A 23,215-nucleotide genomic window follows, 5' to 3' on the forward strand; every position below is an offset into this window, starting at 1 on the left:
GACATATGGATGCAGCGATCCGATCACCTCAAAAGCTCTTGTGCCACGGGGGCCGTCCACATATGGGTCCCGGGTCAGCGCTTCGCTTGCCCGGGACGACAGCCGGCTACCGGCCGGCTACACCTCCAGCGTCACCGTCACTGGCACGTGGTCCGATGGACGCTCCCAGCCGCGCGCGTCGCGGGTGATCCTGAAATCCGTGACGCTGTCCTTCAGCGCGCGCGAGACCCAGATGTGGTCGAGCCGGCGGCCGCGGTCGCCGACGGTCCAGTCCGCGGCGCGGTAGCTCCACCAGGTGTAGACTTTCTCCGACAATGGAATCCGCTCGCGCGCGACGTCGAACCATTCGCCATGCATCTGGGCTGCGAGCAGCTTCTCGGTCTCGACCGGCGTGTGCGAGACGACTTTCAAAAGCTGCTTGTGCGACCACACGTCGTTCTCATGCGGCGCCACGTTGAGATCGCCGACCAGGATGTGGCGGTCGTCACCGCGCGGATGCAAGGGTTCGCAGGCTTTCATCTCGTCGAGGAATTGCAGCTTGTGCTCGAATTTCGGATTGAGCGCGGGATCGGGTATGTCGCCGCCGGCCGGCACGTAGAAGTTATGCAGCACCAGCGGCTTTGAGAGCTGTGCCTTGTCGCCGAACTCGACCGAGATGTGGCGGGAATCGATCTTGTCGCAGAAGGTACGGATGTCGGTCTTCTCGAACGGCACCTTCGAGATGATGGCGACGCCGTGATAGCCCTTCTGTCCGTTCAGCGCGACATGCTCATAGCCAAGCCGCTTGAACCGCTTCAGCGGAAAGGCGTCGTCGATGCATTTGGTCTCCTGCAGGCAGAGCACGTCCGGCCGCGCCTGCTTGATGAACTTGGCGACGAGGTCGATGCGCAGGCGCACCGAGTTGATGTTCCAGGTTGTGAGGGAGAGACGCATGGGAACTGCGTCTTAGCATGGATTGCGGCGATGGATAGGATTGTCCACAGGACCGTAGGATGGGTAGAGCGCAGCGAAACCCATCATTTTTCGCATGCGGCACGATGATGGGTTTCGCTGCGCTCTACCCATCCTACAAAAGGCCCACCCTACAATCCAACGAACTACTATCCCGGCGGCGTCACGTAGTTCGTGAAATCGATCTTGAACAGGCCCGGATCAATCTTCTTGGTGGAATCGAGATTGTAGACGGCAACGGTGGTGTCGTAGCCCTGCGGATCGGTGATGGTCCATTGCTTGAGCTGGCCGTCCTTGGCGCCGACCATCAGCATCAACCGGCTGGTGCCGATCAGCGCCTGCTTCTCCTCGATAATGATCGAGATGAAGACATCGTCGGCGTTGACGCTAACGACGTTGGTGTCCTTCATCAGGTCGATGCGGTCGGACAAGAGATAGCGCAGCGGCGTCTGCGACAGCGGATAGATGTCCTGCGTGGCGAGCTTGCGATCACGCACCGCGACCGAGGAGCCGTCGGCGACGATGTCGATCGGGCTCGGCGGTTCATATTCGAAGCGGACCTTGCCGGGCTTCTGGATATAGAAATCGCCCTTGGTCTTGGAGCCGTCGGGGCCGACCTGCACGAAACTGCCTGACAGCGTCTGCAGCGAGGAGAGATAGCTGCTGATCCTCGCGGCCTGTGCCTTCTGGTTGGCATCGAACGTCGCGAAGATGTTGGCGGGGACGTTGCGGCGCGGGTCGGGGATGACGGGGTTCGGCGGCGTCTGCGTCGAGCCTGTCGTCGCGGGGCCTCGCTGCTCCTGCGCGCTCATCTGCGTGCCGTCGCGGCCCTTCGGCGCGGGCTTCGGCACCGGCACGTTCTGCGCCGATGAGGGCGCGGCGCCGGCGATCGACGTCGCGATCAGGATCGCCAATCCGGAATGGATGGCGCGATGAACGTGCTGTTTGGCCATTCGGTATTTCGGATTCTGATGCAACGCGTGTTCCGATGATGAGTTTATCGTGGGTAGTGCCGCGGCGATATCGCTTTTCCGTGAAATTCTCGGGGCAGGATCACATGCTGCCTTCTTCTTCGATCAGGATCTCGCGCTTGCCGGCATGATTGGCCTGGCCGACAATGCCTTCGAGTTCCATCCGCTCCATCAATGACGCGGCCCGGTTGTAGCCGATCTGCAGGCGCCGTTGAATATAGGAAGTGGAGGCCTTGCGGTCGCGTTTGACGACCGCCACCGCCTGCGAATAGAGGTCGCCGCCGCCATCCCCGCCCATGCCGGTGGAGTCGAATACCGCGCCGTCCTCCTCGCTCGGCTCTTCCGCGGTAACGGCTTCCAGGTATTCCGGCGCGCCTTGCGTCTTCAGATGGCGCACCACCTTCTCGACTTCCTCGTCGGAGGCGAACGGGCCGTGCACGCGGCTGATGCGGCCGCCGCCGGCCATGTAGAGCATGTCGCCCTGCCCCAGCAGTTGCTCGGCGCCCATCTCGCCCAGGATCGTGCGGCTGTCGATCTTCGAGGTGACCTGGAAGGCGATGCGGGTCGGGAAGTTGGCCTTGATGGTGCCGGTGATGACGTCGACCGAAGGACGTTGCGTGGCGAGGATCACATGCAGGCCGGCGGCGCGCGCCATCTGCGCGAGGCGCTGCACCGCGCCTTCGATGTCCTTGCCGGCGACCATCATCAGGTCGGCCATCTCGTCGACGATGATGACGATGTAGGGCAACGGATCGAGATCGAGCTTCTCCTCCTCGTAGATCGCCTTGCCGGTCTCCTTGTCGAAGCCGGTGTGCACGGTGCGCGTCAGGTCTTCGCCCTTGCCCTTTGCCTCGACGAGGCGCGCATTGTAGCCGTCGATGTTGCGCACACCGAGCTTGGCCATTTTCTTGTAGCGCTCTTCCATCTCGCGCACGGCCCATTTCAGCGCGACCACCGCTTTCTTGGGATCGGTGACGACCGGCGTCAAAAGATGCGGGATGCCGTCATAGACGGAGAGTTCGAGCATCTTGGGATCGACCATGATCAGGCGGCACTGATCGGGGCGCAGCCGATACACCAGGCTCAGGATCATGGTGTTGATCGCGACCGATTTGCCGGAGCCGGTGGTGCCGGCGATCAGCATATGCGGCGTGCGCGCGAGATCGATGATGACGGGCTCGCCGCCGATGCTCTTGCCGAGGCAGAGCGGCAGCTTTGCCACCGAATCGATGGCTTCCTTCGCGACCAGGAGTTCGCGCAGGTAGACCTTTTCGCGATGCAGGTTCGGCAATTCGATGCCGATGGCGTTGCGGCCGGCGACCACGGCGACGCGGGCCGACAGCGCGCTCATCGAGCGGGCGATGTCGTCCGAGAGGCCGATCACGCGCGACGATTTGATGCCGGGCGCGGGCTCGAGCTCGTACAGCGTCACGACCGGACCCGGATTGGCTTTGACGATCTCGCCGCGGACGCCGAAATCCTGCAGCACGCCTTCGAGCGCGCGCGAATTGGCTTCCAGCTCGGCCTTGCTCTGCGGCTGGCGATCGGCGGCCTTCGGCGCTGACAGCACGGAGACCGAGGGCAGTTCGAACTTGTCGGAGGATTTCTTCTTCGCGCGCGGCTCGGCCTTCTTGCGCGGGGCGCGGGCGACGGGCGCTTCCTCCGCTTCTTCCTCGGCCTCGTCTTCTTCCTCTTCAACCTCTTCGTCGAATTCCTCGTTCGCCTCAGGCACCACGGAGGGCGCGGTCGCGCGGCCGCCGAGACTGGGCTCCTGCCGTTCGAATGCGCCTGCACTGCGCTGCGGCGCGCTCGAGACCAGCGAGCGATAGGCGGTGCCGAGCAGCCAGCCGAGCCGCGCCTTCGCGCTCATGACAGCGTGGAACAGCCAGCCGAGCGAGATCGAGCTGCGGTCCTCCTCGTCGTCTTCTTCGACGAACGGCTCGTCACGATCCTCGATCGCCGTCAGCTCTTCTTCGCTCTCCTTCGCGCCCCAGCCGCTCGCGAACAAAAAGCTTGCTGTCATCGCGACGAACAGGATGGTGCCGAGCACCAGGCGATAGATCATGCCGGCCGGACCGAACACCACTGCGGGCGCGCGCACCAGCGCGTCGCCGACCACGCCGCCGAGCCCGGTCGGCAATGGCCAGGCGCCATTATGCGGAAAGCAGCTCGCAAAGCCGGCAGCGATCACGGTGACGAGGATCCAGCATGCCAGTCGCAGCGCTTCGCGGTCGAAGGCGCGATGCGTCAGCATGCGCCAGCCCCACACAGCGATGGGGAGGATCAGCATGATGGCGCCGAGCCCCAGGATCTGCATCAACAGATCGGCGCCGATCGCGCCGGGATAGCCGAGGATGTTGCGGATCGGGCGCGAGGTGGCGTGGCTCAGGCTGGGGTCCTGCACCGACCACGTCATCAGGGCCGCGGCGGCGACGCCGGCAAGCATGATCAGGCACAGCCCGCCGAATTCTCGCACCCGCCGCTCCAAGGCTTCGCGGATCGGGACCGGCAGATGGCCGACCAGGGGAATGACACGTTCGATCGCTGGCATGCGCTTCCAAAGCCTTGCGATTAGCTTAAGGTTTCGACCAGGCGGTGCAGCGCCTCGGCCGTTGATTCACTGTCGGAGACCAGCGCGAGCCGGATATAGCCCGCGCCCGGATTGGAGCCGTCGGCTTGCGGCCGCGCCAAATAGCTGCCCGGGATCACGCGCACGCCGGCATCGCGATAAAGTTTCACCGTCGCCGCCTCGTCGCCGCCTCGCTCGGAGACGTCGAGCCAGACGCAGAAGCCGCCGGCCGGACGCTGATAGCCGTAGCGGCTGCCGAGGATCTGGTCGGCGAGATCGAACTTGATCCGGTAGAGCCTGCGGTTCTCCTCGACATGCCCCTCGTCGCTATAGGCCGCGACGGCGACATGCTGCAGCGGCACCGGCACTTGCGGCGCGGCGACGTTGCGGAGTTCGTGGAAGGCGGCGAGGAACCTCTTGTCGCCGGCCGCGAAGCCGACGCGCATGCCCGGCAGGTTCGAACGCTTCGAGAGCGACTGGAACACGACCACATTGGTGAAGTCAGGGCCGGCACATTCCAGCGCGCTGCCCGGCGCTTCCCTGGTGTAGATCTCCGAATAGCATTCGTCGCTCAGGATGATGAACCCGAAGCGGTCGGCGAGCGCCTTCAGCCGCGCGAAATAATCGCGCGAGGCGACCGCGCCTTGCGGGTTCGCGGGCGAAGCGATGTAGAATGCCACCGTGCGCGCCAGCAGCGCCTCATCGAGCGCGTCGAGATCGGGCAGGAATCCGTTGGCCGGCGTGGTCGGCAGATAGACCTGCTCGCAGCCGGAGGCACGTGCGCCGGCACCATAGGCCGGATAGAACGGGTTCGGCATCAATATCGCCGGCGTCCCATAGCGCGCGCCGACATAGCGGGCGGCGGTGATGGCGGCGAAGAACAGGCCCTCGCGGCTGCCATTCAGCACCAGCACTTCGCTCTCAGGATCGACCGCCCGCGGCAGGTGGAACCGGGTCGAAAGCCAGTTCGCCACCGCGCGGCGGAATGGCTCGATGCCCTTGGCGAGCGGATAGCGGCCGAACTCGGCGGTGTGCTTGGCCAGCACCGGCCCGACAAACGCCGGAACAGGGTGCTGCGGCTCGCCCAAGGACAGCGTAATCAATGGCTTGCCGGGCTGGTACGGCGCCAAGAGCTCAGCCGTGCGCGCAAAGGGGGAACGTTCGGCCTGACCGGCCGGCATTGCACTGCCGGCGTCTTGCGCCACGCCGGAGGGAGCGGTCATTGCCATGTCTAAACGCCAGCACTTTCAATGCGGTCGAGGGGAATCCGGCCCGGCCGTAAATTGATCAAGTCACCATAGATACGGCGAGGTTAAGACGCGATTAACCATCGGCGGTATGGGCCATCAAGAGTGGGTTCGGTAACCCGCGCCGATGTCCCGCAGGGGCGAGGTCGGCGCCGCAGCACCTTATTTTACCAGCAATAACAAAGGGAAAAGCCACCAGCCCGCCGTAATGTTCCGCATTTAGGATTTGGGAACTTGGGAACCGGGTTGGGGGAATCGATGCGTGCGGTTGGTCGGCCATTGCGGGCCGTGTTTGTGCTGCTGCCGTTGCTGGCCGCATGTGCGCCATCTCCAGACAATGCAGTTCCGGATGGGGCTCTCCCTCAGGCGATGCAGGGCAATTCGTCGTCCGCCGAGCGGCGCCTTGCGATCACGCATCGCTACACGCTCCGCGTCCCCAGCGCCGAAACCGAAGCCATTCAGCAAAAGCATATGGCCGAATGCGCCAAGCTTGGCTGCTCCATCCTGAGCACGTCGATCGACCGGTCGAACGAAGGGCGCATCAACGCGCGTGCATCGGTTCGCATCAAGCCCGAATCCTTCGACGCGTTTGCGGCAGTGCTGACCGCGCCGCCGGCCCAAGTCACCATGCACGCCCAATCGGTGGAAGATATCGCCGTCCCCATTCTCGACGCAGAACGGCGGCTCGATGCGAAAATAGTGCTGCGCGACCGCCTTAGCGGAATGTTGCGCGACCAGACCGTGAAAACGGCTGCCGACCTGATCACGATCGAGAAAGAGCTGGCGCAGGCACAGAGCGACATCGAAGCGATCACGGCGCAGCGTGACGCGCTGCGGACACGCACCGACACGATACGGGTCGAGATATCCTATGTCGGCGCCGCCAGCCTGGTTGGCGGAGCCGACTTCACCCCGATCTACCAGGCCATCAGGACGATCAACCAGACGGCGGTGAACTCCGTCTCCTGGCTGATCTCCCTCGTCGCGGCCATCGTGCCATGGCTTCCCGTCATCGCGTTGGTCTGGTGGGCCGTGCGCCTTGGCATGCGACGATGGAAGTCCCGGAGGCTGTCCGGATAAGAGCCGCTACCGCGCCGGCAGCAGCCAAAAAGAAAGGGGCTCCAACTTGCGCTGGAGCCCCTCAACGGTCGGGGCATTGCCGGGTATGTGCCCGAACCGTAGTTCTGGGTGTGATCCCGGGAGAGATCACACCCCGGGAGAACTCACATGTTGTAAGCGCGCTCCGTGTGCTCGGTGATGTCGAGGCCTTCACGCTCGGTCTCGACGTTGGCGCGCAGGCCGACGATCACGTCGACGACCTTGTAGAGGATCGCCGAACCGACGCCGGACCACACCAGCGTGGTGCAGACGCCCCAGATCTGCGAGGTCATCTGGGCGACGAAGTCGTAGTCGGCGATCTTGCCGGCGACATAGTCCATCACGCCGGTGCCGCCGAGCGCCGGGTTCACCAGGATGCCGGTGCCGAGCGCGCCGACGATGCCGCCGACGCAGTGGACGCCGAACACGTCGAGCGAGTCGTCATAGCCGAGCGCATTCTTCACCACGGTGCAGAAGAACAGGCAGACCACGCCGACCACGAGGCCGAGCACGATCGCGCCCATCGGACCGGAGAAGCCGGCCGCCGGCGTCACCGCCACCAGGCCCGCGACCGCGCCCGAGATGGCGCCGAGCATCGACGGATGACCCTTCACGATCCATTCCGCGAACATCCAGGACAACGCCGCCGCCGCGGTCGCGACGAAGGAGTTGGTCATGGCGAGCGCGGCGCCACCTGAAGCCTCGAGGTTCGAACCGGCGTTGAAACCGAACCAGCCGACCCAGAGCAGCGAGGCGCCGATCATGGACATCGTGAGCGAGTGCGGAGCCATCAGCTCCTTGCCGTAGCCGGTGCGCTTGCCGATCAGGATCGCGCCGACCAGACCGGCGATGCCGGCGTTGATGTGCACGACGGTGCCGCCGGCGAAGTCGATCGCGCCCTTCTTGAAGATCCAGCCGGCGTCGGCATTGATCTCGTCGAGCTTGGCCTGCGCCGCGGTCTTCGCCGCGCCGTCAGCCGCAGCCGCCAGCGCCTTCGCCGCATCCGTGATCGCGTCCGGTCCGGCCCAGTACCAGACCATATGCGCGATCGGGAAGTAGATCAGCGTCACCCAGAGCGGGATGAACAGCGCGAGCGCGGAGAACTTCATGCGCTCGGCGAAAGCGCCGACGATCAGCGCGGGCGTGATCGCCGCGAACGTCATCTGGAAGCAGACATAGACGAGTTCGGAGATATTGGCGTCGACGCTGAAGGTGGCCGCCTTCGAGTCCGGCGTCACACCTGCCAGGAAGGCCTTGGAAAAGCCGCCGATGAAATCCGAGCCGCCGGTGAACGCGAGGCTGTAGCCGTAGAGCGCCCAGAGCACGGTGACGATGCACACCGTGTAGAACACCTGCATCAGCACCGAGAGCATGTTCTTGGAGCGGACCAGGCCGCCATAGAACAGCGCGAGCCCCGGGATCGTCATCAACAGCACCAGCACCGTCGACGTCATCATCCAGGCGTTGTCGCCCTTGTTGACGGTCGGCTCGGCATAGGCAGCGGTCGCAGCGAACAGGCCGAATGCGAGTGCCGCCAATCCCGCGCTGTGGGGACGTTTGAACGTCATGTTATTCTACTCCTGAATTGTAAGGTTTGAGCGCGAAATCAGAGGGCCGCGGCATCGGCCTCGCCGGTGCGGATGCGCACCGCGTGGTCGAGGTTGATGACGAAGATCTTGCCGTCGCCGATCTGCCCGGTCTTTGCCGCCGATGTGATGGCGTCGATGGTCTTGTCGACCTGGTCGGCCGCAACCGCGACCTCGATCTTGATCTTGGGCAGGAAGCTCACGGCGTATTCAGCGCCGCGATAGATCTCAGTGTGGCCCTTCTGACGCCCGTACCCCTTGACTTCCGTCACCGTGAGACCGTGAACGCCAATGGCGGTCAGGGCGTCGCGGACTTCTTCGAGCTTGAATGGCTTAATAATCGCCATAACAATTTTCATGTGTCCTATCCCCGCTTGGGCCCGGTGCAGACGAACCGGGTGTTTCGACTGAGATCCACCACGCGGAGAAAATTCACAACGCGGTCACAGCCGCCGGCGTTAGAATCAAATGCCGTGCCAGATCGACGGCGCCGCCTAACGGATTATGAATCCGCCTGTTTTCGCGCTTGACGGGAATTGGTCGGACCTGCGCTATTCCGTCGCGCTCAAAACGTAATCAATATTGCCCGATTCATAGGCACGCCAGAGTCTGGACATAATCCTGCCCAGCCCGACGGCAAATCAGAGGTAATAAAGTAGAGGAAATTACTGCAGGGCCTCGCCGTGCTGCGAAATATCCAGGCCTTCCAGCTCCTGCTGCAGCGATACCCGGAGCGGGACGAACGCGCTGACCAGCTTCAGGAGCACGAAGGTCACGCCGCCGCACCACACCAGCGTAACGGCGACGCCGGCGAGTTGGATCAGCAGTTGCTGCGGACGGCCCTCGAGCAGGCCGGCCGTGCCGCCGATGGCGCTGGTGGCGAACACGCCCGCGAGCAGCGTCCCGGCCATGCCGCCGATGCCGTGGACGCCGAACACGTCAAGTGAATCGTCATATTTGAAGCGGAGCTTCAGCCAGGTGCAGGCCCAAAAGCACACGAGGCCCGCGATGATGCCGATGATGACCGCGTGCCATGGTTCGACGAAGCCCGAGGCCGGCGTGATGGTGCCGAGCCCTGCGACCGCGCCCGAGATCATCCCGAGCACCGACGGCTTGCGCCGCGTCGCCCATTCGATCGCGCCCCAGGTCAGCGCGCCCGCGCAGGCCGAAAGATGCGTGGCGATGATCGCCATCACCGCGCGCGAACTCACGGCAAGCGCCGATCCGCCATTGAAGCCAAACCAGCCGACCCAGAGCAGCCCGGTGCCGATCACCGCGAGCGACAAATCGAACGGCGACAGGTTCTCGCTGCCATAGCCGTGGCGCCGCCCCAATACTTGCGCGGCGACCAATCCGCTGACGCCGGCCGAAAGATGCACCACGAGCCCGCCGGCGAAATCCAGCACGCCGAGATTGGCGAGAAAGCCGCCGCCCCACACCCAATGTGCGAGCGGAATATAGGCGAAGATGAACCAGCCGACGGAGAACCAGAGATAGGCCGAGAAGCGCATGCGGTCGGCAACCGAGCCTGCCACCAGCGCCACGGTGATGATCGCAAACGTCATCTGGTACAGCATGAACAGCGCTTCCGGGATCGTCTTCGCCGCCGGATTGACGCCGTCCATGGTCATGCCGGCGAGAAACCAGCGGTCGAGCGTGCCGATCCATGGCCCATCACCGACGAAGGCGAGCGAGTAGCCGAACATCACCCAGAGGATCGAGACGATCGCGACTGCCGACAGGCTCTGCGCCATCGTCGCCAGCACGTTCTTCTTGCGCACCATGCCGGAATAGAACAGCGCGAGCCCTGGGATCGTCATCATCAGCACCAGCGCGGTGGCAACGATCATCCAGGCGGTGTCGGCGGCGTTGATGGCCGACGTCTCGGCACGCGCCGGCGTCGCCGACAACAGCGTCGCAAGACCGAGCGGCGCGATCAGCCGCACGGCGCGAGATGGTGCCCCCATGGTGTTTCCCCAGTAGAATTCATTTTGTTGATGCGACCAGCGCCGTTGTCGGTCCCGCTCGGAGAGTGCTTAGAGCGCGTCGCTGTCGGTCTCGCCGGTGCGGATCCGCAGCGCATGTTCGATCGGCGTGACGAAGATCTTGCCATCGCCGATCTGGCCGGTGCGTGCCTTTGCGGTAATGACTTCGACCGCCTTGTCGGCGATGTCGGATGCGACCGCGATCTCGATCCGCAATTTGGGCAGGAAGTTCACGACATATTCTGCGCCGCGGTAGATCTCGGTGTGCCCTTTCTGCCGGCCATAACCTTTGACTTCAGTGACGGTCATGCCGTGGACGCCGATCTCGGTCAGCGCCTGGCGCACCTCGTCGAGCTTGAAGGGTTTGATGATGGCGACGACAAGTTTCATGGCTAGCGGCCCGCTTTTTTCTTAAAGTTCGGCCAACCGCCTGCTCTTTGGATGGCCTTCGATCCCGGGCCAATCTGGCATCTTTCTGAGCAAATGGCACAAAAAAGTTGCAGGTTTAGGGGGAAAACATTGGCAGACCCTGAGCTCGCTCCCTGTACAGGGGACATGATCGTCCGTCACAATGCGGCTTTCCTGCTTCGCCAGTCGCTCCGCTGGCGCCTGTTCCCAAGAATCGTGTTTTCCAAGGAAATGCCATGGCCGATCGATCCTGGTTTTATGCATCCGAAGGCCAGCAAAAGGGCCCGTTTCCCGAATTTCAGCTCCGCGATCTCATCATGCGAGGCACCGTCGGGCCGGATACGCTGGTCTGGACCGAGGGGATGGCCGGTTGGCAGAAGGCGGGTGAGATTCCCGGACTGATTTCGGATCCTTCCAGTCCAGCGATGCCCTCGCAGGCGGGCGGGCCGCCGATCATGACTGCGGCCGGCTATGCGGGTGGAGCGGTCTCAGCCGATCTGCCGATCTGGGAGCTGTTTGGACGCAGTCTGTGGTTTGCCATCGGCCAGCTCCTGGTGATCCCAGCGCCGTGGTCCGCCACCGGCTTTTATCGCTGGATCATCCCGCACATCAACGTCCCCGGCCGGCCGAATCTCGGTTTCACGGGACAGGTCGGTGACATCTGGTATGTGTTCGTCGCGATAGGGCTCTTGAGCTATACGGGCTGGACCGAGAGTACGACGGTCGAGCTGCTTGCGCCGCTGCTGCAGGCGGCGCTCGGATGGGTGGTCATCCGCTGGATCGCCAGCCATCTCAGTTCAAACGGGCAGCAGCTCCCAATCGCCTTCAACGGCAGCATCATCGCCTATACCGGGTGGTATCTGCTGTTGGCGATCTCCTTCATCACCATCATCGGCTGGGCGTGGGTGACCACGGCGTGGATGAGGTGGATGTGCCGCAATATCGAGGGGACGCGCCGCGAAATCATCTTCAAGGCGTCAGGCCTCGAGATGCTTTGGCGAACCGTCGTGTTCACAATCGGCTGCTTATTGCTGATTCCAATCCCGTGGGCTTTGCGCTGGTATGCGAATTGGTACCTGTCGCAATTCGCTCTGGTCGAGCGCAGCACGCTGGCGAACGCTTAGAGCGACGAATGAGATGCCGATTGGTTTCACCTCTCCCGCAAGCGGCCCGCAAGCGGGAGAGGGAGCGCAGTTTCATCGCGGCGGCAATTCTAACGCGCGCTACTTCCTCTCGCGCACCGAACCTTCCTGCGCCACTGACGCAACCAGCGTGCCGTCGGGCTTGAAGATCATGCCGCGGGTCAGGCCGCGCCCGCCTTGCGCGCTCGGAGAGTCCTGCGCGTAGAGCAGCCATTCGTCGGCGCGGAACGGGCGATGAAACCACATCGCGTGATCCAGGCTTGCCGGCATCATGCGCTTGTCGAACAGCGTGCGGCCGTAGCGCGCCATCACCGCGTCCAACAGCGAAAAGTCGGAGGCATAAGCGAGCGCGCACAGATGCAGCGCGGGATCGTCGGGCAGCTTCGCCGCGGTGCGGATCCAGACATGGATGCGGCCCTCCTCGATCTTCTGGCCGAAACAGCGGCCGAGCTCGACCGGGCGCAGTTCGATCGGTCGATCGGATTCGTAATAGCGGCGGATGAAGTCCGGCATTTCGCGGAACATCGGCTGCTTCGACACTTCCTCGGCGGTGAGCTTTTCCGGCGGCGGCACGTCCGGCATCTTCTCCTGGTGATCGAAGGCGCCCTGCTCCTCGGCATGGAACGACACCATGATCGAGAAGATGGCATTGCCGTGCTGGATCGCGGTGACGCGGCGGGTCGAATAGCTCTTGCCGTCGCGCAGCCGCTCGACCTGGTAGATGATCGGGACCTGCGGGTCGCCGGGCAGGATGAAATAGCAATGGATCGAATGCGGCAGTCGGCCCTCGACGGTGCGGCAGGCCGCGACCATCGCCTGGCCGATCACCTGCCCGCCGAACACCCGCTGCCAGCTCGTTTTCGGACTGTTGCCGCGGAACAGATTCACCTCGAGCGGTTCGAGATCCAGGATGGAAAGCAGGTCAATCAGGCTTTTTGACATGAAACTTCCTTTTCCGCCGTCATTCCGGGGCGCGTCGAAGACGCGAACCTGGAATCTCGCGCCGAAACCTCTGGATTCCGGGTTCGCGCTGGCGCGCGCCCCGGAATGACGATGCGCGGCATTAAGCACCTTGCCTCAAGACCCTGTTTCGCCCAGCCGTTATCAGGTAGCAAGCACAGTCTGAGGGCATGAGCGCGTAAGGGACTTGCATGTCGGCACAGCGAGGCATTGTCATTTGCGGGGGCGCCTTTGCGGGCCTGGCGCTGGCCCTGGCGCTGCGCCAGGGGCTGGGCACCGAAATCCCCATCATCGTCGCCGATCCGGCGCTCGGGCAGCGCCCGAGCCGCGATCCGCGGGCGACCGCGATCGTCGCCGCCTGCCGCCGGCTGTTCGAGGCGATCGGCATCTGGGCCGAGATCGCCGACACGACGCAGCCGATCCTCGACATGGTCGTCACCGATTCGCGGCTCGACGATGCCACCCGGCCGGCGTTCCTGACCTTTGCCGGCGATGTCGAGCCCGGCGAGCCGTTTGCGCATATGGTCGAGAACCGGCATCTGATCGACGCGCTGGTGGCGCGCACTGAGGCCGCAGGCATCGATCTACGCGCGACCGCGGTTTCGACCTATGAGGCCAATACCGATCTCGTCAACGTGACGCTCGCGGACGGCAGTGTGATCGAAGCGAGCCTGCTGGTGGCCGCCGACGGCGCCCGCTCGAAGCTGCGCGAGCGCGCCGGCATCGTCACCCATGGCTGGGACTATGATCAGTCCGGCATTGTCGTCACGGTCGGCCATGAGCGCGATCACCAGGGCCGCGCCGAAGAGCATTTTCTGCCCGCGGGTCCGTTCGCGATCCTGCCGCTGAAGGGAAAACGCTCCTCGCTGGTGTGGACCGAGAACCGCAAGGAAGCGTCCCGCGTCGTCGGCTTAAGCGATGCGGAATTCCACGACGAGCTGGAGCGGCGCTTTGGTTTGCAGCTCGGAGAGGTCAAGGCGCTCGACAAGCCGCGCGCGTTTCCGCTCGGCTATTTCGTCGCGCGCTCCTTCATCGCCGAACGGCTGGCCCTGGTCGGCGACGCCGCGCATCTGATCCATCCGATTGCAGGGCAAGGGCTCAATATGGGCCTGAAGGATGTCGCGGCTTTGGCTGAGGTGGTGGTCGATGCGGCGCGGCTCGGCATCGACCTTGGCCAAGCCGATGTGCTCGAGCGCTACCAGCGCTGGCGCCGCTTCGACACCATGGCGATGGGGGTCGCGACCAATTCGCTGAACTTCCTGTTCTCCAACGAATCGACGCTGCTCAGGACCGTGCGCGACGTCGGGCTCGGCGTCGTCGACCGCCTGCCGCCGCTGAAGAGCCTGTTCATCCGCCAGGCGGCGGGGCTGTCGGGGGAAGTGCCGCGGCTGTTGAAGGGCGAGGCGCTGTAGCGCGCGAATGGCGAATAGCGAGTGGCGAATGGAAGGCTCCTCCTTCGCTATTCGCCACTCCCCATTCGCTATTCGCCCCCTCCATCACTCGATCTTGCGCGCTTCTTCCGGCAGCATGATCGGGATGCCGTCGCGGATCGGATACGCGAGTTTTGCGGAGCGCGAGATCAGTTCCTGCCGTTCCGCGTCGAACTCCAACGGACCCTTGGTGATCGGACAGACCAGGATTTCCAGCAGCTTTGGATCGGCGGTGCTTTCGAGATGATCAGTCGGGGAGCTCATGACGGTCTTCCAGTTTCGCAGGCGCTTCTTACCATGTCTCAAACGGCGAGTGTAACGCGCGCAGCCAATTAGCGCACCGCCATCCGCAAGAGTTCGTCGACGATCGCCTGCTGCTTTGCTTTCGGCAGCGGCTGCTCCGTCAGTGCCTGGCCGAGGAACGCCCAATAGAAGATCTGGGCACGGACGCGGGCCACGTCGTCGGTGAGGCCCGCCTGCTTCAGGAGACCTTCGACATAGCCGAGCCGCCGCTGGTCGATCGCCTGCACGGCGGCGCGTGCTGAAGCATCGACGTTCGCCCAGCTTCGGACGGCGTTTTCCAGCGCCAGCTTTTCGGAAAACACCCGGCGCAGCAGCACGGCCAGGGCGTCAGAACCCGCCGCCGTCGCCTCGACATCGACGATGATCCGCTCCGCGGCGATCTCGCGCCAATGTTTCAGGACGGCGGCGTGGTAGGCGGCGATATCGGCGAAGTGCCAGTAAAAGCTGCCGCGGGAGACGCCCATCTCTTTTGCCAAGGGTTCGGCCTTCAGCGCGGTGAAGCCGCGTCTTGCCAGTGCTTTCAGGCCCTGGTCGAGCCAGTCCTTGGCGGAAAGCTGATCGGTCATGCAGCCCACCATACACCAGTGTATTGACAGGCGCCAATGCGCGGGCGATAACCATACACTGCTGTATGGAGGCGAACGATGCGCGATATCCTGCTGCAATGTTCCGGCCTCGCCGCGATCGCGGCGGCGCTGATCCACGGTTACCTTGGCGAATTCAAGGTCTTTCCCAAAATGACGATCGAACCGGCGCGGCTGCGCACGCTGATCCGGCTGGTCTGGCAGGCCGGCACGGTGGCGTGGATCGGTGGCGGCGTGCTGCTGCTCGCCGCGCCCTGGATGGCCTCGGAGGTGGCGCGGCACTGGATCGTCGTCACGCTCGCCTGCGTGTTCGCTTTCGCGGCCCTCGCCAATGCGGTTGCGACGCGCGGCCGGCATTTCGGCTGGATGGCGCTCAGCGCCGTGGTGGCGATGGCGGTCGCGGGGTATTAGGCTAGCCCCACACGCGGTCATTTCGGGGCACGCGCAGCGTGAACCCGGAATCCATCGAGCCGCATGCGCTGGTCGAGAAATGGATTCCGGGTTCGTCCTTCGGACGCCCCGGAATGACGGTAGAGGAGAATGACGGGACGGCCGAGAATCACTGCAGCGGCGGGTCACCGCTGGTGCGCTTCTTGGCGAGATCCATCTCGGTCACCGCGATCAGGATTTCGGCGCGAGTCTTGAGGTCGGGCGCTTCCAGCATCGCCTGCTTCTCCGCCGGGCCATAGGGCGACATCATCGCGAGCGCATTGACCAGCGCCTCGTTGGGCGCGGCTTCGATGCCGGCCCAGTCGACCTTCAGGTTGTTCGCTTTCAGGAAATCCGTCAGCACCGCGAGCAGCGCTTCGCGGTCGACGTCCTCTTCGCCGCTGCGCGCGACGAAATCGTCGGTGAAGGAGAAGAAATCGACCTTGCACTGGCGGTACGGGGTCAGCACGCTGAGCTCCTCGACCACCTTGAAGCGCGACACGCCGGTGAGTTCGAGGATGTAGCGGCCATCGCCTGATTCGGCGAGCTGGGTGATGCGGCCGACGCAGCCGACGCGGAACAGCGCCGGCTTCTCCTCATTGTGCGAATGCGTCACGTCGGGCTGGATCATGCCGATCAGCCGATGGCCGTCGCGGAAGGCGTCGTCGACCATGGCGAGATAGCGCGGCTCGAAGATGTTGAGCGGCATCTGACCGCGCGGCAACAATAGCGCACCGGCAAGCGGAAAGACCGCGATCACCTCGGGAAGCTCGGCCGGGCCCCGATATTCGGCATTGATCGGCATCTGCGGCCCCGGTGTTGTGCGCGCGCTCGCTTATAATCCGATTGAACGAAATCGGATCATAAGCTCATCTCTGTGTATGAGCATGATCATTTCGGAAAACCGGTCTCCACTTTTCCGGATCATGCTCTATGAAAACAGGATCGTCGAAAGCCGCTTTCGTCCCTCGACGGTCGCTTCATCCGCCCCGCCCCATGCTTCGAAGAACTGGACGAGCTGCTTGCGTGCGCCGTCATCGTTCCATTTGCGGTCGCGCCTGACGATCTCCAGGAGCTGGTTGGTCGCCTCGCTGCGTTTGCCCATCGCGTTCAGCGCGGTGGCGAGATCGAACCGCGCCTGATGATCGAGCGGATTTGCAGCGACTTTCTGTTCCAATTCGCCGATCGGACCGACCGATTCCGCCTGCTCGGCAAGGTCGATCGCGGCCTGCACCGCCTTCACAGCCGGCTCGTTGCGCTTGGACTCCGGCACCATGCCGAGCGTCTGCTTGGCCTGGTCGACCGCGCCCGTCGTGACATAGCATTTGGCGAGACCGGCGAGCGCGGCGATATTGGTGGCGTCGATGCCGAGCACCTCGGCATAAATCTGCGCCGCGGCCGCGGCGTCGCCTTCGGCGAGCACGGCGTCGGCTTCTTTCAGGATCTCGGCAATATTCGGCTCGCCCGCGGCAGGGACGCCCTTCGTCAGCCGCTCGATGAAGGCGTTGACCTGGCTCTCCGGGATTGCGCCCATGAAGCCGTCGGCCGGCTGGCCGTTGACGAAGGCGATCACGGCCGGGATCGACTGGATGCCCATCTGGCCGGGGATCGATGGATGCTCGTCGATGTTCATCTTGACGAGCTTGACCCGGCCCTTGGCGTTGGTCACCACCTTCTCCAGGATCGGGGTGAGCTGGCGGCAGGGGCCGCACCAGGGCGCCCAGAAATCGATCAGCACCGGCTGGCGCTTCGACTCCTCGATCACGTCCTTGACGAACGTCTGGGTGGTCGTTTCCTTGATCAGATCGCCTGCCTGCGGCGCCGGACCGCCGCCCTGCTCAACTATCGTCACGATATCCTCGCCTGATGTCCCGAGATTGGGGCCCGTTCTAGCACGGCCGGAACCGAACACCCGTCAGCTAAATGGCGGTTTGGCGCCAAATTTCAATCGCCTGGTACCCTGCTCGTTCCGCTGCAGGCCGATCATGCAGGGTCGCGATCAAATGCGGCCGGAGTTTGTGGGCTGCTTGAGGCGAATCAGCCCGTGGCGGCGTGAGGACGGGAAAAGCGGGTTCCCAGGCGAAAAACCCGGCGAGCCGCCACCGAAACGCCCCTCGCCGCGTTGCTTTCCGCCCTTTCGTCCCCATTTCCACTCAAATGAGGCGATTTAGCCGCCTTCGGGCCTGTTGCATTCACGGTCCGCTTTTGGCATAGCTCTGCCGTTGCCGGCGAGTGATCGCCGCCATCAGGATGCGGGTGTAGCTCAGTGGTAGAGCACGACCTTGCCAAGGTCGGGGTCGAGGGTTCGAGCCCCTTCGCCCGCTCCAAATTTCCCCGTCCGCCGAACTGGCTTTAACCTCCGGCCGCGCGCCGTGTCGCGCCTGCTGCCTTCCCTCGCTTGACCGAAGCAAGCCCACGCTAAGGTATCTCCGGCGAGAAACGAGACCAGGCTCGATCGCGGCCCAATCATTCATCCGACGATTGATTTCCCAGCCAATCGAATCGTCGGCCGTGACGCTGCGAGCGGCGTTAACTTCGAACGAATATTGCGGCGCAATGACATCGCTGGCGCTTCGCAAGAAACAGCGCAAGCGAACCCGCTCAACTTGTCTTGACCTCGCTCGAATGCGGCGTTGATCGCCTGCGCTTCTCTCGCGCGGGGGATGTGCTAGCATTCTCTGCTCTGGCCTCTCTCTCGCAGGCCACTACGATCGTCTCGTTAGAATCAATAAAGAGCCAGCCGCCCGGCTGGATAGGGGAGTAACGCGATGCAATCGGTTTTCAATCGTTCCATTCTTGCGCTTGCCACCATCGCCCTCGTGGCGGGGACTGGCTTTGCCAATGCGCAACAGCAGCAGGACAAGGGCAGGTCGCTGAAGAAATACGAATCCGGCACCAAGGAATTCTGGACCCATCCGCCGGATGACTGGTTCCTCGGCGACGAGACCGAAACGCAAAAGGGCCTCGCGCCGCCATCGGGACCGCCGACCGGCGCCTCCGACTCCGAGCTGGCGGCGCTGATCAAGAAGATCAAGCTGCCACAAGGCTTCAAGATCGAGGTCTACGCGTCGAACGTGCTCGCCGCGCGGCAGATGGCCTGGGGCGACAAGGGCACGCTGTTCGTCGGCTCGTTCGGGCTCGGTAACGTCTACGCGATCAAGGACAACAACGGCAAGAAAGAGGTGAAGACCATCCTCAAGGGGCTGAACATGCCCACCGGTCTCGCCTTCCGCGACGGCGCGCTCTATGTGATCGCGGTCGACAAGCTGATCCGCTACGACAATGCGGAGGCCAATCTCGACAATCTCGGCCAGGGCAAGGTGGTCTATGACGACATGCCCTCGTATGCCGCGCATGGCTGGAAATATATCGCTGTTGACAAGGACGGCTGGTTCTACATTCCGTTCGGCCCGCCCTTCAACATCGGCATTCCCCCGACCAGCCTCTCGCAGATCCGCCGCGTCGATCCCAAGACCGGCAATGCGGAAATCTGGGCGCTCGGCGTGCGCAACAGCGTCGGCGGCGATGTCGATCCGCGCACCGGCCGCTACTGGTTCACCGAGAACGCGCGCGACTGGATCAGCGACGACCTGCCGAGCGACAAGCTCAACATGATCTCGAAGATCGGCGAGCATTTCGGCTATCCCTATTGCCATCAGGGCGACCTGCCCGATCCGAAATTCGCGATGGGGCATAAATGCTCGGAGTTCACGCCGCCCGTGCTCAACTTAGGGGCCCACGTCGCCCCGCTCGGCATGAAGTTCTACACCGGCAATCAATTTCCGGCGGACTACAAGAACAACATCCTGATCGCCGAGCACGGCTCGTGGAACAGGCACAAGTATCAGGGCGCGCGCATTGTGCGCGTGATCGTCGGTCCCGACGGCAAGAACGCCAAGCAGGAAGTGTTGGCGTCCGGCTGGATCGAGGGCGACCAGGGCTATCTCGGCCGCCCTGCTGACATCATCCTCGATAAGGACGGCTCGATCCTCGTTGCCGACGACTGGGCCGGCGCGATCTATCGCATCAGCTACAGCAAGAAGTGACACTGTAACGAATGGAGGCTGCGGTGGCCGGATGGCGGCCGCGGCCTCTTTGTTTTGAATTTCGTCGTTCCGGATTGCGCGCAGCGCAAGTCCGGAACCCATAACCACGAGCGATAGTTATGGATTCCGGGCCTGCGCTCCGCGCATCCCGGAATGACAGGGGTGATGGAGTGGAGCCTGACTGATGCGCCGACAGTTCGTCTCGTACCTATTTGGTGGACTCGCGCTCCTGACCGCGACCGTCACTCCGATCCGCGCCGCCGATGTCGCGGCCGGCAAGGAAAAAGCAGAGATGTGCGTCTCATGCCACGGCGAGAACGGCATTTCGCAGACCGAGAACATCCCCTCGCTCGCCGGCCAGCCCGATCAGTTCCTTCAGTGGCAGCTCGTGTTCTTCCGCGCCGGCACCCGCAAGAACGAGCTGATGCAGCCGATCGTCGAGCAGCTCAATAATGACGACATCCGCAATCTCGGCGCCTACTTCTCCTCGCTGACGCCGCCGAAGGGCCCGAAGGACGACGATCCCGATCTGTCGGAAAAGGGCAAGCAGGCCGCCGCCGGCCGCCGCTGCGCGTCATGCCATACCGACAGCTATGCCGGCACCAAGGCGGTGGCGCGCATCGCCGGCCAGCGCGAGGACTATCTCGTCAAGGCGCTGCACGACTACAAGTCCAGTGCGCGCTCCGGCGGCGGCATGGCCGCGATGGCCGAGGTCGCCTATCCCCTGAGCGAAGAAGAGATCACCGCGCTCGCGCATTATCTGGCGCATCTCTGATGGTGATGCCGTAGCCGTAGCCCGGGTGGAGCGCAGCGTAACCCGGGAACACTGTGCGCCGCGGAGAGGGTTGTCCCGGGTTGCGCTGCGCTCCACCCGGGCTACGAGACTACTTGTCGCGCTGCAATTCGTACGCCTTGAGATGCGTATATGCCGTGCGGAGCTTCGGCACGGGAATCTTGGCGGCGTCGGCGCGGGCGACGAGGTCGCCGATCACGTGATCGGCTTCGACCGGCAAGCCGGCCTTGATGTCGCGGAACATCGAGGCGGTCATCGGCGAACCCGCGGCGGTCAGCATGCCCTTGACGCGCTCGAAGAACGGTCCAGCCGGCGCATAGCCTTCGGCGGTCGCCACCGCGCTGCATTCGTCGAGCATGCCGAGCAGGAAATCCTTGCCGCCGGGCGCGGCCAGGATGTTGCCGACGGAGGTGCGCATCAGGCTGGTGGAAGCCGCGAGCGAAGCCAGGAACACCCACTTTTCCCACATGTCCTGCATCACATGATCGCTGGCGGTTGCGCCATTGACGGAGGAAAACACCTCCGCGATCGCGCGCACGCGGTCGGACATCTTGCCGTCGCGTTCGCCGAACGTCAGCGACTGCATCGGCTGAAGCTGCACCACCTCGCGCGCTTCATTGAGCGTTGCCGCAATCGCGCAGAGGCCGCCGAGAACCTGCTCGGCGCCGAATTTCTTGTCGAGCGCGCTCAGATGCAGCATGCCGTTGAGCAGCGGGATGATGGCGGTATTCGGTCCGACCGCCGGTGCGAACGACTTGATGGCATCGTCCAGGTCGAACGCCTTGCAGCTCAACAGCACGACGTCGAATTTCTCGGTCAACTTGTCAGCCTGCACCGTCGGCGGATTCTTCAAGGTCACGTCGCCGTTTGGGCTCTTGATCACAAGCCCGGCAGTCGCGAGTTCGGATGCGCGCTTGGGGCGCACCAAGAACGTAATGTCACGGCCGGCCTGCAGCAGCCGCCCGCCGAAATATCCGCCGATCGCACCGGCGCCGACGACGAGAACGCGCATGGGATGATTCCTTGTTGTTGTTGCTTCGGGGATGGCAGGTGAATGGCGAATGGGGAGTAGCGAATAGGGATGGATGCTTTCCGTCAAGCGAGAATCCCTGGGTAACTACTTCTTCTTCGCTCCTCCGTTCCGGTGGTCCATTCTGTCGCGATCTTCGCGGCACGTCTACAGTATGATGATGGTCATCATACTGTGTCGTGTCAAATCAAACGCTCGACCGTCTGCTTCCGCCAGACCAGCATGTAATAGGCCATCTGCAGCAGGAACATGGTGCAGAAGGTGATCGGATAGGCGACCCACACCCCCTCGATGCCGATCAGCCGGCTGAGGATGATGGCGGACGGGATCTCGACCAGCATGATCGCGAGGGCGGAGATCAAGAGCGGCATCCAGACCGTGCCGCCGGCGCGCATCGCCCCCGAAAACACCGTCGACATCCCGAACAGGACCGAGCTCCACAGCACGATGTGCAGCAGCCCCTGCGCGAGCTCGAGCACGGCGGGGTCGGTGATGAAAAAGCCCATCAGCGTGCGGGAAAACAGATAGCCTAGCGCGGCCAGTCCGCCGGTCAGGATCAGGTTCATCTTCAGCCCGGTGCCGACGATGGTGCCGATCTGGCCGGCTTGGCCGCGGCCGATCGCCTGCGCTCCGAAGATCGAGACCGAGATCGCGATCGACAGCGCGGGAAACTGCACATAGCTCAAGACCTGGTTGACCGCTCCATAGGCCGCCGTGGCGTTGGAGCCGAAGCCGTTGACGAGGCCGAGCAGCACCAGCTCGGCGAGCGACATCACCACCATGCCGAGCGCTGCGGGAATGCCGAGCCGCAACACGGTTCGCAGCAGCGTGCCGTCCGGCCGCATCGCGCGCAGGAACGCGGCATCGAAAGCCAGCGCATGGCCTCGTCGCCGCAGATAGAGGTGGAGCCATATCAGCGTCAGCAGGCTCGATACCGCCGAGGCCCAGGCGGCGCTGGCGACGCCGAGATGCGGCAGGCCGAGCCAGCCGCGGATCAGCGCCGGCGTCACCACGAGGCCGATGACGGTCGAAATCGCGAGCGCGACCAGCGGCGTGAGCGTGTCGCCGACGCCGCGCAGCATCGAACTGGCCAGGATGAAGGCGAAGGTAAGCGGCATCGTGACCATCATGGTCCGCGCGTAGGACGTGGCGGCATCGAGGATATCGGCCGGTGTGGCGAGCGCGACCAGCAGATCGCGCGTGAACAGCAATGCGAACAGCGCGATGCCAATGGCCAGCAGGAGCGCAACCGTCAGCGTGGTGCCGGCCACCGCCTTGACCTTGTCAGATTGGCCGGCGCCGAAGGCCTGGCCGACCAGCACGGTCGCGCCGGAGCTTAAGCCCATCACGAAGGCGATCAGGAAGAACATCACCGGGAAGAACACCGAGACGGCGGCGAGCGCATCGACCCCGATCATCTGTCCCAGATAGACGCTGTTGATGGTGCCGAACAGCGCCTGCAGGATGTTGCTCAGCATCATCGGCAGCAGGAAGGCGAGGAAGGTCCTCCAGAGCGGCGGCGGCGTGGACATGGGAAGGTACCTGCTAAAGCATGTGGGGTAGTTGATTGAGTCAGTCGGGCCGCGAGTTCACCTCCCCCGCTTGCGCTGTCATATTCGCACATCTTGCGAAGGAATTTGATCGCTGATTCCGTGAGTTGAACGATGATTCGCGGGAGTGAGC

General features: G+C 63.7%; 21 protein-coding genes and 1 tRNA gene. 7 read left to right on the top strand and 15 right to left on the bottom strand.

Going from position 1 to position 23,215, the window contains the following annotated elements; all coding sequences use genetic code 11:
- Positions 1-117 precede the first annotated feature (117 nt).
- From AAFX91_RS22515 to AAFX91_RS22530, 4 genes are all read right to left on the bottom strand, one after another.
- Positions 118-933, bottom strand: coding sequence for an exodeoxyribonuclease III (locus AAFX91_RS22515; RefSeq protein WP_130581789.1), 816 nt, complete (start codon positions 931-933; stop codon positions 118-120).
- Between the two features lie 167 nt (positions 934-1,100).
- Positions 1,101-1,904, bottom strand: a complete 804-nt coding sequence (locus tag AAFX91_RS22520) for an outer membrane lipoprotein carrier protein LolA (RefSeq protein ID WP_130581790.1) — start codon at positions 1,902-1,904, stop codon at positions 1,101-1,103.
- A 100-nt stretch (positions 1,905-2,004) separates the two neighbouring features.
- Entirely contained in the window at positions 2,005-4,473 is a 2,469-nt protein-coding gene (locus AAFX91_RS22525; RefSeq protein ID WP_130581791.1) for a DNA translocase FtsK, read from the bottom strand.
- Positions 4,474-4,493: 20 nt separating this feature from the next.
- Positions 4,494-5,720 (bottom strand): aminotransferase class I/II-fold pyridoxal phosphate-dependent enzyme, encoded by a 1,227-nt coding sequence (locus AAFX91_RS22530; protein WP_130581792.1) that lies wholly within the window; start codon positions 5,718-5,720, stop codon positions 4,494-4,496.
- A gap of 276 nt (positions 5,721-5,996) precedes the next feature.
- Here AAFX91_RS22530 and AAFX91_RS22535 point away from each other — a divergent pair, with 276 nt between their 5' ends.
- On the top strand, positions 5,997-6,818 hold the full coding sequence (locus tag AAFX91_RS22535; protein WP_130581793.1) for a DUF4349 domain-containing protein: 822 nt from the start codon (positions 5,997-5,999) through the stop codon (positions 6,816-6,818).
- Positions 6,819-6,961: 143 nt separating this feature from the next.
- On the opposite strand, the gene AAFX91_RS22540 is transcribed toward AAFX91_RS22535, so the two are convergent.
- From AAFX91_RS22540 to AAFX91_RS22555, 4 genes are all read right to left on the bottom strand, one after another.
- A complete protein-coding gene (locus AAFX91_RS22540) occupies positions 6,962-8,404 on the bottom strand; it encodes an ammonium transporter (RefSeq protein ID WP_282531001.1) in 1,443 nt (480 codons plus the stop codon).
- Positions 8,405-8,442: 38 nt separating this feature from the next.
- Positions 8,443-8,781: a P-II family nitrogen regulator gene (locus AAFX91_RS22545; protein ID WP_028164751.1), complete on the bottom strand. Its 339-nt coding sequence runs from the start codon at positions 8,779-8,781 to the stop codon at positions 8,443-8,445.
- A gap of 306 nt (positions 8,782-9,087) precedes the next feature.
- Positions 9,088-10,389 carry an ammonium transporter gene (locus AAFX91_RS22550; protein WP_394567934.1) on the bottom strand — a complete coding sequence of 434 codons (1,302 nt, stop codon included), beginning with the start codon at positions 10,387-10,389 and terminating at the stop codon, positions 9,088-9,090.
- 69 nt (positions 10,390-10,458) lie between these two features.
- Positions 10,459-10,797: a P-II family nitrogen regulator gene (locus tag AAFX91_RS22555; protein ID WP_130582970.1), complete on the bottom strand. Its 339-nt coding sequence runs from the start codon at positions 10,795-10,797 to the stop codon at positions 10,459-10,461.
- A 254-nt stretch (positions 10,798-11,051) separates the two neighbouring features.
- On the opposite strand from AAFX91_RS22555, the gene AAFX91_RS22560 reads away from it, so the two are divergent.
- Complete coding sequence (locus AAFX91_RS22560) at positions 11,052-11,939, top strand: DUF4339 domain-containing protein (protein ID WP_130582969.1); 888 nt, start codon at positions 11,052-11,054, stop codon at positions 11,937-11,939.
- 99 nt (positions 11,940-12,038) lie between these two features.
- Here AAFX91_RS22560 and tesB read toward each other — a convergent pair whose 3' ends face one another.
- On the bottom strand, positions 12,039-12,899 hold the full coding sequence (tesB, locus tag AAFX91_RS22565; protein WP_394567936.1) for an acyl-CoA thioesterase II: 861 nt from the start codon (positions 12,897-12,899) through the stop codon (positions 12,039-12,041).
- 209 nt (positions 12,900-13,108) lie between these two features.
- Here tesB and AAFX91_RS22570 point away from each other — a divergent pair, with 209 nt between their 5' ends.
- Positions 13,109-14,329 (top strand): ubiquinone biosynthesis hydroxylase, encoded by a 1,221-nt coding sequence (locus AAFX91_RS22570; protein WP_394567938.1) that lies wholly within the window; start codon positions 13,109-13,111, stop codon positions 14,327-14,329.
- 84 nt (positions 14,330-14,413) lie between these two features.
- Here the strand turns inward: AAFX91_RS22570 and AAFX91_RS22575 are convergent, their stop codons facing one another.
- Together AAFX91_RS22575 and AAFX91_RS22580 are read right to left on the bottom strand one after the other, a co-directional pair.
- Positions 14,414-14,611, bottom strand: a complete 198-nt coding sequence (locus AAFX91_RS22575) for a Trm112 family protein (protein ID WP_130582966.1) — start codon at positions 14,609-14,611, stop codon at positions 14,414-14,416.
- Between the two features lie 68 nt (positions 14,612-14,679).
- Entirely contained in the window at positions 14,680-15,216 is a 537-nt protein-coding gene (locus AAFX91_RS22580) for a TetR/AcrR family transcriptional regulator (protein ID WP_394567939.1), read from the bottom strand.
- Between the two features lie 78 nt (positions 15,217-15,294).
- Between AAFX91_RS22580 and AAFX91_RS22585 the strand changes: the two genes are divergently transcribed.
- A complete protein-coding gene (locus AAFX91_RS22585) occupies positions 15,295-15,645 on the top strand; it encodes a hypothetical protein (RefSeq protein WP_130582964.1) in 351 nt (116 codons plus the stop codon).
- 148 nt (positions 15,646-15,793) lie between these two features.
- Here the strand turns inward: AAFX91_RS22585 and AAFX91_RS22590 are convergent, their stop codons facing one another.
- Positions 15,794-16,468, bottom strand: a complete 675-nt coding sequence (locus AAFX91_RS22590; protein WP_394567941.1) for an LON peptidase substrate-binding domain-containing protein — start codon at positions 16,466-16,468, stop codon at positions 15,794-15,796.
- A gap of 126 nt (positions 16,469-16,594) precedes the next feature.
- Positions 16,595-17,515, bottom strand: coding sequence for a thioredoxin (trxA, locus tag AAFX91_RS22595; protein ID WP_130582962.1), 921 nt, complete (start codon positions 17,513-17,515; stop codon positions 16,595-16,597).
- Positions 17,516-17,915: 400 nt separating this feature from the next.
- Between trxA and AAFX91_RS22600 the strand changes: the two genes are divergently transcribed.
- From AAFX91_RS22600 to AAFX91_RS22610, 3 genes are all read left to right on the top strand, one after another.
- Positions 17,916-17,990, top strand: a tRNA-Gly gene (locus AAFX91_RS22600).
- A 441-nt stretch (positions 17,991-18,431) separates the two neighbouring features.
- Positions 18,432-19,709 carry a sorbosone dehydrogenase family protein gene (locus tag AAFX91_RS22605; RefSeq protein ID WP_282530998.1) on the top strand — a complete coding sequence of 426 codons (1,278 nt, stop codon included), beginning with the start codon at positions 18,432-18,434 and terminating at the stop codon, positions 19,707-19,709.
- A gap of 184 nt (positions 19,710-19,893) precedes the next feature.
- A complete protein-coding gene (locus AAFX91_RS22610; RefSeq protein ID WP_130582961.1) occupies positions 19,894-20,484 on the top strand; it encodes a cytochrome c in 591 nt (196 codons plus the stop codon).
- Positions 20,485-20,593: 109 nt separating this feature from the next.
- Here the strand turns inward: AAFX91_RS22610 and panE are convergent, their stop codons facing one another.
- Complete coding sequence (gene panE, locus AAFX91_RS22615; RefSeq protein ID WP_130584234.1) at positions 20,594-21,514, bottom strand: 2-dehydropantoate 2-reductase; 921 nt, start codon at positions 21,512-21,514, stop codon at positions 20,594-20,596.
- A gap of 200 nt (positions 21,515-21,714) precedes the next feature.
- The gene (locus AAFX91_RS22620) at positions 21,715-23,064 is read right to left on the bottom strand and encodes an MATE family efflux transporter (RefSeq protein WP_394567943.1); all 1,350 of its coding nucleotides are present in this window, start codon (positions 23,062-23,064) and stop codon (positions 21,715-21,717) included.
- Positions 23,065-23,215 lie beyond the last annotated feature (151 nt).

This window comes from Bradyrhizobium sp. 31Argb, from assembly GCF_043638955.1.
GTDB lineage: Bacteria > Pseudomonadota > Alphaproteobacteria > Rhizobiales > Xanthobacteraceae > Bradyrhizobium.